This is a genomic window from Wandonia haliotis (assembly GCF_039523435.1).
In the GTDB taxonomy this organism is placed as follows: domain Bacteria; phylum Bacteroidota; class Bacteroidia; order Flavobacteriales_D; family Crocinitomicaceae; genus Wandonia; species Wandonia haliotis.
Genome location: NZ_BAAAFH010000022.1, coordinates 960,025 through 972,736 on the forward strand (window position 1 = coordinate 960,025; position 12,712 = coordinate 972,736).

At 40.5% G+C, this 12,712-nt stretch carries 7 protein-coding genes; 3 read left to right on the forward strand and 4 right to left on the reverse strand.

Annotated elements, in window-relative coordinates:
* Positions 1 to 12 precede the first annotated feature (12 nt).
* Both ABDZ97_RS16860 and ABDZ97_RS16865 read right to left on the reverse strand, forming a co-directional pair.
* Entirely contained in the window at positions 13 to 3,252 is a 3,240-nt protein-coding gene (locus tag ABDZ97_RS16860) for a 4Fe-4S dicluster domain-containing protein (protein ID WP_343790644.1), read from the reverse strand.
* 30 nt (positions 3,253 to 3,282) lie between these two features.
* Positions 3,283 to 4,614: a cytochrome c3 family protein gene (locus ABDZ97_RS16865; protein WP_343790647.1), complete on the reverse strand. Its 1,332-nt coding sequence runs from the start codon at positions 4,612 to 4,614 to the stop codon at positions 3,283 to 3,285.
* A 352-nt stretch (positions 4,615 to 4,966) separates the two neighbouring features.
* Between ABDZ97_RS16865 and ABDZ97_RS16870 the strand changes: the two genes are divergently transcribed.
* From ABDZ97_RS16870 to flxY, 3 genes are read left to right on the forward strand one after another with little or no spacing between them, the layout of a single operon-like run.
* Positions 4,967 to 5,446 (forward strand): SPOR domain-containing protein, encoded by a 480-nt coding sequence (locus ABDZ97_RS16870; RefSeq protein ID WP_343790650.1) that lies wholly within the window; start codon positions 4,967 to 4,969, stop codon positions 5,444 to 5,446.
* Entirely contained in the window at positions 5,427 to 7,154 is a 1,728-nt protein-coding gene (locus ABDZ97_RS16875; RefSeq protein WP_343790653.1) for a C45 family autoproteolytic acyltransferase/hydrolase, read from the forward strand. Before ABDZ97_RS16870 ends, ABDZ97_RS16875 begins: the two co-directional genes overlap by 20 nt.
* A complete protein-coding gene (gene flxY / locus ABDZ97_RS16880; protein ID WP_343790656.1) occupies positions 7,123 to 8,418 on the forward strand; it encodes a flexirubin biosynthesis putative acyl-CoA ligase FlxY in 1,296 nt (431 codons plus the stop codon). Before ABDZ97_RS16875 ends, flxY begins: the two co-directional genes overlap by 32 nt.
* An 84-nt stretch (positions 8,419 to 8,502) precedes the next feature.
* Here the strand turns inward: flxY and ABDZ97_RS16885 are convergent, their stop codons facing one another.
* A complete protein-coding gene (locus ABDZ97_RS16885; protein WP_343790659.1) occupies positions 8,503 to 9,906 on the reverse strand; it encodes a hypothetical protein in 1,404 nt (467 codons plus the stop codon).
* Positions 9,907 to 9,945: 39 nt separating this feature from the next.
* On the reverse strand, positions 9,946 to 12,609 hold the full coding sequence (locus ABDZ97_RS16890; RefSeq protein ID WP_343790662.1) for a T9SS type A sorting domain-containing protein: 2,664 nt from the start codon (positions 12,607 to 12,609) through the stop codon (positions 9,946 to 9,948).
* Between the last annotated feature and the right edge of the window lie 103 nt (positions 12,610 to 12,712).

Consider the following 12,712-nt stretch of genomic DNA (forward strand, 5'->3'; position numbering starts at 1 on the left):
AAAATATTGTTATTAATGATGACCTTCATTTCCGTGCCCTTCACTACCGTGATGAGCGTAATCCTTTTCTACCTGAGCAGCATCCAACCCGGCATTATCATGGTTACGAACTTTAACCTGGTACCAGATATTTGGTTTCACACCAATCTCTTCCAGTGCCTGATATGCACGCTTACCTTCTGAAGCTACGCGTACTTCCGAATGCGTATCGTTCCAGTCCCCAATTGTGATTGCATTTGTAGCACAAGCATCAGCACATGCAACAGTTACATCACCATCTTTAACGGGTCTTCCTTCTGCTTTCGCTACAAGTTTACCTTCCTGAATTTTCTGAACACAAAGTGAACATTTCTCCATTACACCACGTGTACGAACAGTTACATCAGGGTTCAACACCATACGTCCAAGATCATCCTGAGCAGGGTTGATTTCTGTAAACTTCTTGTATGCAGGATAATTAAACCAGTTGAATCGACGTACTTTGTACGGACAGTTGTTCGCACAGTAACGTGTACCAATACAACGGTTATAAGCCATTTGGTTCAATCCTTCATTCGAGTGGTTAGTCGCCGCAACCGGGCATACTGTCTCACATGGTGCGTGATTACAGTGCTGACACATCATCGGCATAAATACTACCGAAGGATTTTCTTCAATATTATCTTCTAATGCTCCGTACGAGAATTCTTCTTTCTTCGTACCAACAGCTAATTCATCTTCTGACTTGTAATAACGGTCAATACGCAACCACGCCATCTCACGCCCACGTCTTACTTCATCCTTACCAACAACCGGAACGTTGTTTTCAGACTGACATGCAATTAGACATGTTCCACATCCTAAACACGAGTTTAAGTCGATAGAAAGTGCCCAACGGTGCCCAACATGTTCAACAGGATGAGAAGTCCACAAATCAAATTTACTTACATGCTCCTTACCATGGTGCGTTGTAAGCATGTGTGGCGGGTTGTATGCTGTTTCATTCTTCTTATTGAAAATATCAAGCGTTGTTTCTCTTACAATAGAAGAACGTCCCATAGCTGTCAACTGGAACTGTGTTGCTGCAATCGGATAGTTTCCTCCGATCTTTTTCACAGAACCAACAACATCATACGACATATACCCGGCAGAAATATCGATCAGTCGGAAAGCATTTTTACCAATAGAAGCACGTTTACCTTCTTCCATTTCGTATCCTCCGTATTCTTTCGTACGGAATGCTGCTTTACCTATTTCCTCTCCATTTTCTCCACGTCCGTATCCAAGTGCTATACCTATTGTACCAGACGCTTGTCCAGGAGTAGCAATCACAGGCAATTCGAATGTTTCATTTCCAACAGTAACACTTGCCAATGTAGCTCCATGCTCCTGATCCAATTTCACATTGTAACCGGCATCCTTAGCTTCCTTGTAGTTCATGGTGATATAGTTATCCCATGTTACTTTAGAAAGTGAATCCGGCATTTCCTGCAACCATGGGTTTCCTGCCTGAAGACCAATACCCATTGATGCTTTTTGATACAATACTACTTCTACATCACCACCTTTTGGTAATTTACCTGCAAGTCCGTTAAGAGAAGCAGCAAATTCAGGAGATGACGGAGCTTCAGCAGGAACAGTCATCGCACTATCGTGTACTGACTTATTCCAGAATGTATGGAAATCAGCAAACTCTGTTTGACGTGTAAATCCTTCCTGTTCCCAGATAGTACGTATATAGTCAAAGTAAACTTTACTTTCTCTTCCTTTACGGTTTGCTTTACCTGCCCATACAAGGAATGACTCTTGCGCCGACGCTGTATTGTGCAAAGGCTTGATAGTTGGCTGTGCAATTCCGTAATGATTTTTCACCGGAGCGTAATCGTTCCATGTCTCCAATGCATGATGATCAGGACAAACGTATTGACAGTTCGCAGCAGTTTCATCATTCCAGGAAGCAGTTGAAACAGAAAGACCTATTTTTGAAATAGCCTCTGACAATTTAGCTCCGTTTGGTGTTGTGTAAACAGGATTCGTTCCGTAGAAGATGACTGCATCCGGACCTTTTCCTACCAACACGTCTTTAACAAACTTCATCATCTTTGCCTCTTCCGATTTAAACATCGCAACAGGATTGTTCAGATTGATAGTTGTCGTATACGCACCCAGTGCGTGGTTAATCTTATTCGTTATAATCTGAAGTGCTTTGTTGTTTGATCCACAAACCACTAATGATTTACTTTTGCTTGATTTCAAAGCTTTAACAGCTTCCTTAACTTCTGCCATATCTTTTACAGCAGATGTATCAATACCGGAAATTTTTCCAGCACCTACTCCTTCAGCTATTGCAGCTAAAACAGCAGCATACTGAGAAGGCTTAACCATTCCCCGGTAATCTGCATTCGCACCTGCCATAGACATATTTGCCTCAAACTGGAAGTGCTTGGACATTTTTCCTGCTTCTGGCTTTCTGTTTTTCGCATACTCAACAGAATATGCATTAGCAAGTAACCAACCATTCAGGAAGTCTGCTCCAACAGAAACGATTGTATCTGCCTTCGCAAAATCGTAGGAAGGAATAACATCCATCCCGAAACTATCTTTATTCGCCTGACGAATTCCGTCATATGATACCGCGTCATACTGGATGTGTTCAACATTACCGTATTCTGCCGAGAAATCCGAAATAACACGGAGTGTCGAAGGACTGATAATCGTATTCGAAACGATTGTTATTTTTCCGTTCTTCGACTTGATCGCTCCAAGTGATTTTTTAATGTCTCCATCTACTTCAGACCAGGTAGTTTCCTCTCCGTTTTTCAATGGATTTTTAAGACGTTCTCCATCATAAAGTGTCAAGACAGAAGCCGCCATTTCAGGAGTAAGTCCTCCGTAAGTAATCCCGAATTCGCGATTACCTTTAATATGAATAGGACGCCCTTCGCGTGTCTTCACCAAAATTGAAGCGTAAGAATTACCATCGTAATAAGTAGACGCGTACCAGTTCGCTACCCCGGGAGTAACATCCTCAGGTTTTGTAACGTATGGTATCGCTTTAGTAACCGGAGCTTCACAAGCTGCAAGTGTCGCTGCCGCCACACTGAATCCCAGAAACTTTAAAAAGTCACGACGATCTGTTGATGCTTCTCTTAGCCTTTCATCCGCCAAGAATTCATCAACACTAAGTTCTTGAGGTGCGATTTCACCACGAGACTCGAAGTACTCAGGTTTTGCATTCACTGCTGCAAGATCTTTCGGATTATTCTCTGTCATTCCCATATTTCTATTGACCTTCAAATGTTATTAATAGTGACACTTCGCACATTCCCAACCACCAAGTTCCTTAACGGTCACTTTATCATCTTTCAAATACTTCTGGTATAATTCTTTATCATTATCCATAAGTCGACGGTGAATCTCGTCATAGTAACCTGAACCAACTGTATTTACAGGACCGTTCGAAATTTCTTTTTCACCATGACACTCAATACACCAACCCATTGTTAAAGTAGGGCGCGTAAGTTTAATATTTCCTTCTATTGCTGACAATTCTTCAACCGGAACGACTCTTGCCGTTTTCTCTTTCGTCATGTCACCGTGACACTGCTTACAATCAAGACCACCTACAAGAACGTGCTGCTTGTGATTAAAGTAAACGTGATCTGGTAAAACGTGCACCTTATTCCAAACAATAGGATCTGTTTCACCTGTGTAAGACCCCGGACCTTCCGGATCAAATCCTGCCGCAGCGTAGATTTTTGCAATCTTTTCTTTTTGCGCATCATCTTTCCCTTTCACCCCTTTGTGACAGTTCATACAAACATTCACTGTAGGGATACCAGCCGTTCTTGAACGTTCCACTGAGTTGTGACAATACTTACAATCAATACCGTTAACACCGGCATGAATATCGTGCGGGAATTCAATTGGTTGCGAAGGCTGGTAGTTATGATAAACCCCTACCGTATTCAACGCCAGGTATCCGTATACCAAACCTGACATAACAACAACCAACACAATAATTCCTACAAACTTTCTGTTTTTAAATGCCCATGAGCGAATCTCATCTCCATAGCTTTCTTCAGCAGGAGCTGTACCGGTCTCATTCTCAACTGTAGCATACTTTAACTGGCGACGAACACCTCCTACTGCCAAAATAATACCCACGAAAACAATTCCGATCAAAATCCAAACCCATGAATTAGACTCTTCCTCCATTGGCCCAGATGCAGCATCTCCACCCCCCGCAGCAACAGCGGCGACAGGAGCAGTATAATTATCGGCGTAATCAAAAATCGCCTCAATTTCCTCATCTTTCAGGAATCCGAATTTAGACATTGCTGTTGGCGACCAGGTAGCAACAGATGCTGCGTATGGATCTTTAGCAGCAGCAACACTCCAGTCACGCACCCATTCATGAAGCGAACCTTCTAATGCTCCGCCTTCCTCCCATTTAGCCCGAACGCCTTGCATCTTGGGGCCGGTACTGCTCTCCAGCACCTTATGACAGGTAGCACAATGTGTAGTAAACAACTCTTCCCCGTTGGCTGCCCATGAGAAAGAAGTCACTGAAACATAAGTAAATGCAATAAGCCCCAGAATAAACCCGGACGTCTTGCCAATTAATTGATTCATAGCCATTTTCATTAATAAAAGCTTTATCGTTCGCTAGTACGGATACTTTTTATTGTTCGCAAATTTAGAAGAAACAGCTATTCCCCTGACAGTTTTATGACAAAAAAGATCGGTTGGCGGGTAATTTAAAACGATTCTAAATAACTAAAATCATCATGAAGCTGCATTGCCTATTTCTAGTCAATGTTTTACACTTCTGTACCCATCCTGTGAGCGCAAAAAAATGTTAAATCTATCTATCTGTTTCGTTAATTACTTTTCGCTACAACAACCTACGTTCCGACAAAAAAAGTAATTTTGTTCCCGGTTACACCTTACTTAGGATGGAACGAAAATTGTAACACAGAAAAACATGAGATCAATACTTATTATTCTTTCAGTAGTTTTTACCTGCTCAACTGTTTTTTCACAGAATGAGGATTGGCTTACTTATCCGGTTACCAAAGAGACCAAACAAACTCCGGGAAAAGTAGTCTACAAAGAAGATCCACGCACTCAAAAATTGATTGACCACCTATCCATCCCGCAACCTCCGGAATATAAGGTAGTAATTGACGGATATCGTGTACAGATTTATTTTTCTAACGATCGTACTCAAATTGATCGGCAGCGCGACATCTTCCAACGCAGCTTTCCGGATACCGAAACCTATGTTCAATATGAAGCTCCTAATTACAGCATTAAAGCGGGTAATTTCCGTACAGAGCTGGAAGCGGAAAAACTTCGCTCACAAATTATAGCTGAATTTCCCGCGAGCATTATTCAGAAAAGTAAAATAGAGCTTCCTAAAATCAAAGAACCGGTAGAGCTGGATGACGAACAGGAGAAATAGAAAAAAAAGCAAGAGAAAACCTACTGTCAAAAAGTTATTCCTTTTTGGTAGTGAATGGTTCTTTATACTACTCTTCTTTATTACATTTTGGTTTTCTTATGTGATTGTACTGGATATTCCTCCGATGGAAAATCCGGATATTCTGCATCAAAAAAGAAAAGAAGTCAGTTCTACTATACGAACATTTGGAAATTCATGGGCGAAGAAAAGTAATGATACGGACTGGATCGTGTATCTGGAAGGGACTCCCTTTTCGAGAGGATACGCTTATGGACAACTCATCAAAGAATCTGTACAATTACAGGAAGATCATTTTATAGACCAGATTGAGAAAATGGTTCCCTCAGCAGGGTTCAGAAAGTTTCTGATGGTGATGATCGCTTTCTTTAATCGCGATCTGGATGAGTATATTCCCCAGGAGTTCCTTTCAGAAATCTACGGTGTGTCGTTCTCTTTTTCGGACAGTTACGATAACCTTGCCGGCAAATTTGATCGTATTCTCAATTATCATGCTGCTCATGACATCGGTCATGCACTTAACGATTATGCAGTAGTCGGATGCACTTCTTTTTCTGCAAAAGGAGAATATACCGAAGACGGATCAATGCTGGTCGGAAGAAACTTTGATTTCTACATGGGTGATAATTTTGCCCGTGAGAAGGTTCTTACTATAATGAAACCAAGCGAAGGATATGGTTATGTTTCCTATTCGTGGGCCGGTATGATGGGAGCAGTATCAGGGATGAATGAAAAGGGAATCTCTGTAACGATTAATGCTGCGAAATCGCATCTCCCTACAGTATCCAAAATGCCTATTTCTCTGCTTACCCGCGAAATTCTTCAGTATGCTGCGACTACGGAAGAAGCCATCGAGATTGTTAAAAACCGAGATGTATTTGTTTCTGAAACATTTATGGTTTCTTCTGCTTCGGAAAAAAAGACAATTTTAATTGAGAAGGCACCGCAAACAATGGATGTGTTTGAAACAGCTGATGAGCTTATTATTTGCTCCAACCATTATCAATCGGAAGCTTTCAAAAAAGATGAGTTTAACCAGGAAAACATCAGGGAATCTGACTCCAAGTTCAGATACGACCGCATGCAGCAACTGATTAATGAGCAATTCCCCCTTACACCCGTCAAAGCAGCAGGAATATTACGTAATAAAGAAGGATTGAACGATCAATTCATTGGATATGGCAATCCCAAATCTCTCAATCAGTTTATTGCCCATCACGGGATTATTTTTGAACCCGAAAAAATGCGCCTCTGGGTATCAACTTCTCCTTATCAAATGGGAGAATTTATCTGTTACGATCTAGCGACAATTTTCAGTACAGAAACGCTTACCCATGCATCTCCGATCACTATTGATTCACTTTCTATTCCGGAAGACATCTTCATTCAGACCACTGATTTTGAAGCTTTCAATCAATGGAAAACTATCAAACAACTACTATTTGAAGATTATTTCCTCGGAAAAGAATATTCGCTGACCCCTGATAAGGAACAAGAGTTCATTCGTTATAATCCGGAAAGTTATGTCACGTATATGACGCTGGCCGAATTCTACAAATCCAAAGGAGACTGTAAAAAAGCAGTTGATTATCTGGACATTGCCCTTACTAAGGAGCAAGCCTCTTTGAAGGAACAAAAATCTATCGAGAAACTACGTAATGAATGTATTGAACACATATCCGGAAATTGATTTCAAAACTTCGTCAGTAATTCAAACTGCTCAACTTGAAAAGTTAAAGCAATTACTGTACTACGTTTCTGAAAATTCCACCTACTACAAAAACCTGTTTGCAGAAAATTCGATCCATGTTCATTCAATTCATTCACTGGAGGATTTTCAAAAACTTCCGTTGACAACCAAAGCAGATCTTGCACAATATAACGAAGATTTTTTGTGTATCCCTCTTTCGGATGTCGCTGACTTTACCACAACATCCGGAACTACCGGACGCCCGATAGCATCTTATCAATCACGCGCGGATTTGGACAGACTCGCCTATAATGAGGCCCTATCCATGTTATGTACAGGCGCAGGAAGTGAAGATGTTTTTCAGCTCATGACAACAATTGACAAACGTTTCATGGCCGGATTAGCTTATTACCTTGGTATTCAAAAAATAGGTGCAGGAATTGTACGAAATGGTCCGGGAGGAATTCCTCTCCAATGGGATTCCATTTTACGTTTCAAGCCAACAGTTCTTATTGCAATTCCAAGCTTCATCCCTGATCTGATTGATTATGCCGAACAAAACGGAATTGATTATAAAAACAGCAGCGTACAAAAAATTATTTGTATCGGTCAACCGCTGCGGAATGAGCAATTAGAATTGAATGAGCTCGGAAAAGCGATCTGTTCAAGATGGAATGTCGAGCTCTACTCCACTTATGCTTCGACCGAAATGGCCACTGCATTTACCGAATGTCAGGCAGGAAAAGGTGGACACATGCCCTCAGAACTCATTTTTCTTGAAGTACTGGATGAAAAAGGGAATCATGTTAAAAACGGAGAGCCTGGTGAAGTCGTAATAACAACTTTAGGTGTAGAAGCAATGCCACTGGTTCGGTACAAGACAGGTGATGTCTGCCACTATTTCTCCGAGCCCTGCAGTTGCGGGCGAACCACTCCGCGACTAGGCCCTGTAATCGGACGTAAAAATCAAATGCTAAAAGTAAAAGGAACCACAATATTTCCTTCTGCTATTTACGATGCTGTTGAAAAAGTAATCCCCGAACCGGATTATATTCTTGAAATCTCATTGGGAGATTACTCCAACGATCACATTACTATTCTTATTGATAATAAACACATCGCTAAGGCTGAAAATCTATCCGTCCGTCTGAAATCTTCACTACGTATGATGCCCGAACTCAAGTTTACTGACAAACAAACCTTACGCAAACTAAAGTTCCCCGAAGACGTAAGAAAACCTCTGAAATTTGTAGATAAACGCTAAAACAGGATAAGACTGAAAACACGAAGTCCTCAGTCTTACCCTTATTGCGAAAAAACACAACACAGAAACCTCCCGATACGTTTATCAGAAGTCTATTATCTGTGTAAATACCGGAGCTTCGCTGATCAGTATTTTCCCTTCAAACTCGACAAGTTTCAGGTAAATTGTTTCCTGATAATCAAATTGCGCTTCAAACTTGCTCAACGCTTCTTTGGACATACCCGCTTCCTGGTATTTTTTCTTTAAACTTTTGTCTTCTCCATATCCTTTACGTTTTCCCTGAAGGTTAAAGTACATTTTTCCTCTCTCAGCAACTTTTCCAAACGAAATTCCGGAAATGGCAATATCAACTCCCGGGTGGTCATCTCCTGGTTTCAACTCAACAAACGTATTCTTCAATTTATCAGCTTGGTCTTTAAACGCTTTGATAATTTCATCTCCACCCGGTACAATAAATGCTTTGATCTTCTCCTCTGCGCCTGGTTTACCTAAAAAGAAATCGGCAAACGCTTCTTTCGCATTTTTTGTATACATTTCCTCATAGAGATCTGAAAAATATGGTATTTCGGCAGGTTGTTTCTCTTTTTGATATACTTCCCTAAATCCAACTGCTCCAGCTGTTCTGTAAAGGTTTTTATCTCCTGTAGGAGTGCCGTGTTCAATTTTATTACCGGGTCCTCCTTCAAAACCGACAAAGGTCCAATCACCCCGCTGTGTTTTGTTTACACTTCTTTCGAAAACAACTTCAATATAACCTTTACTGTTTGTGTAATTTTCTTTCGCGATTGCTTCTTCCTCTGCCGGGATATCATATTCAATCGTCTCACCAGTCAACACATACTGCCGAATGACAGACTCCTTATCCGAATAACTCTCTCTCCTTTCCGGACGTTCTGACTTTTCAATCTTTGAAATAGAAGTAAACGGTTCTACCAATTGAATGTCCATTTCTCTACTATAAGCCGCTGGATGCCCTTCCATCTGGAAAAGTGAAGCAACCAGTAATTCATGGAAAAGCGCGTCCTCTTTTCCTCCTTCAACCCGCCAGGGATTTCCAAAATGCCATGAATAATAACTCCAGCTATTCTGCAAAACCGAACTCTTTATTCTTGAATATTCAACAACCAGCGGGAGAACATACTTTACCCCTTCTTTATTAGGTGGTGTTGTTACTTTAAACGTTACAGTAGCTCTGTCCTCCGGCCAATACCAGTTAAGACGGTAACCCTGATTTGATTTGAATACATTCCATTCACTCTTCACGGGCGAGTCAACCGACGCATTCTGTTGCATTTCAAATTTGCAGGCAGCAGGGTTTGCAATTAGATACTTCTCCCGTAAGGATTTACTTACAAATGTATTCCCTGCCTGGTACTGTTTGAATACAGATTCAATGGAAGGCAATGCAGGAGCCTGCCCGTTTACTGATAGTGACAGAATGCTAATACAACAAGCTATCAGTACAATTATATGTTTATTCGTTTTCATCTTTCTATCTTTACGTTTATTACAGTTCTTCTCTCCCATTTACTCTTTTATAAACTTGTGTGTAACTCCGGACCCCATTCTAATGAGGTAGACCCCCGGAGCAAAACCGTTCACATCAACAACAGAAGTTCCGGAAATTCCTGTCTGATCCAGTACTACCTCTCCATGAACAGAATAGATCTGAATAGTTGTTGTACCGACAAGTTCAATAAACAGTTGATCTTTAACCGGGTTTGGATACATTAGGAACTGATCTTCCGTATTATTTTCCATACCGGTTGAAGAAGAACAATTTTCAGGGGCTGTCCATGCCGTCTGAATAGAATACATACAACTTGCATCCTCCTCAAAATCTACTGTAAGATCTACAGTTTCCCCATTCGCATTAAGACCCGTTAATGTAATAGTCTGGGGACTTCCTGTGGCTGCAAATAGCTGACCATTTACATTCAGATTACCACCCGGAGCATCTTCGTACTCGACAGTAATAGTTGTTTCGTATGTATTATCTTCCGGATCACATACCGTCACTTCTTCCACCACTGCATTGGTCATTGTACAGATACAGTCATTACTAAAAGAAGCTATTTCGTCTACATTTGCTGACCAATTGTCCGTGCTCCACGACGGGTCATCAACCAGAATACAGTATAAATGAGGATTTTCTGTTGCATTAAAGGTTTGAAAATTACTATTGTTTCCATTTTGTAAATTCAACCATGTCAATTGATTTTCACCACATTTGAGACGATAAAGTTCTGGATTTGAACTGATATCCAATGTTGTTAACGCACTCCCTTCACAGTACAAAATAGATAATTCGTCCAACATACTTACGTCCAGAATCTCAATTGGACTATTGGAACAATTCAGGTTCTCAAGATTCAGGTTAGTACTCACATCCAATTGCGTTAACCCGGTATTATTATACAGGGTCAGGATTTCCAAATTAGAGCACCCATTTAAGTTAATCGTTGTCAAAGGTGTATTATCGCATTCGAAAAAGCGCATCCCTATATTACCGCTTAAGTCAATAGTCGTTATTTGATTATCACTGCAATTCATATCAAAAACATTAATAAACGCTTCAATTCCGGTAAGATCAGTAATCCCCATCCCGATACAGTAGATACTTCCTACGTAGGCAACTGCTTCTTCACACTGTATTTCGGTATCACCGTTTGTGTTAATAGCGCTTTCTCCTACCAGATAAGCCTTAAATGCAGCATCAGGAATAGTAACTATACAGGCATTAAATGCCTCACAATCCTCAGTAAACGTAGCAGTAGGATCAGTATTATTCCAGTTTGCCTCACTCCAAACCGCATCATCAACCTGTATACAAGTCAGATCAGGGTTATTATTGGTATTAAAGTCAGACCCCGGCATATTCAGATTATTGCCATTCTGTACATTCAGTTCGGTTAATAGGTTACTAAAACAGTTTAGTTTAATCAACATGGTATTTGCGCTCAGATCTAGCTCCGAAAGTTGATTAAGTCGACAATCCAAAGTAGTCAAATTGGAATTAGTACTTACATCTAATACTGACAACTGATTATTTCCGCAAAACACAAGCTCCAATGCCGGTAATCCACTCAAATCCAAAGATGTTACTTCATTATTTGTCAAAGTTAAAGCAGTAAGAACAGAGTTATTCCCTAATAGTAAAGAAGTAAGCGCATTATTATGACACGAAGCCGATTCCACCAGTACATTATTGCTCAAATCTAAAGCGGTGATATTCTGTCCTACACAAGTAAACCCGGTAATATTAGTAAAGGCTTCTATCCCGGTTACATCCGACACAGTTCCCGGAACAGATACAGTTGTAAGAACAATTGTCCCGGTATATCCCTCCGCCTCAGAACATTGAATTTCATTATCTCCGTTTACATTAATTAATGCCTGATTTAACAAATAGTTTTTAAAGTTTGCATCTGGAATAGTAATCACACAATTGTCGCATACTTCATCAAAACTCGTCGTTGGATCAATATTTGTCCAGTTACTTGTACTGTAGGCTGCATTATCAACTTTGATACAGGCAAGATCCGGGTTATTAGTTGCGTCAAACGATACAAATGAGGTATTTGTACCCGTACGAACATTTAGTTCTGTTAGTTGATTGCCACTACAGGTAAGATATTTCAAATCCCAATGTGCGCTTAAATCGAGTTGTGTCAACTGGTTGTTGGCGCAGTTTATATTTCTAAAAGAACCCGGACCGGAATGAAGTATGAGCGAAGAAATAGCATTATCATTTATCGTCAGGAACTGTAAGGATGTGTTGGCACTTACATCTAATGTTGTTAACTGATTGTAACGAACATTGATATTGGTCAGGTTAGTACTCGTTCCGAAATGAGCGGATGTCAATTCATTGTTATCCAAACGAACAAAAGTAAACGCTGCATTGGCACTTAAATCCACGGATGTCAACTGATTATTCGGACAATCCAGTCCTGTCGCGTTGACAAACGCCTCAATACCTGTAAGGTCCGTTATACCAGCATTACTGCAGTTGATTGTTCCTGTGTAGGCTGTTGCTTCTGAAACCTGAATCTCCATATCTCCGTTTGAGTTTATCACTGCTGAACTCAGCAAACGTGCTTTAAAATTAGCGTCAGGAATATTCACTACCTGTGCATTTGTTACATAACCTGTTAGTAAGGTTATGAGTAGTAGAAATGTCTTTTTCATCTGTTATTGGTTTTGTTCGCAATTATTCCGGTTCAGCACATTGTCAGTCCCGGCTTCTTATTCGTAAAAATCAATGATGACAGGAATTCTGACAAAAAATAAG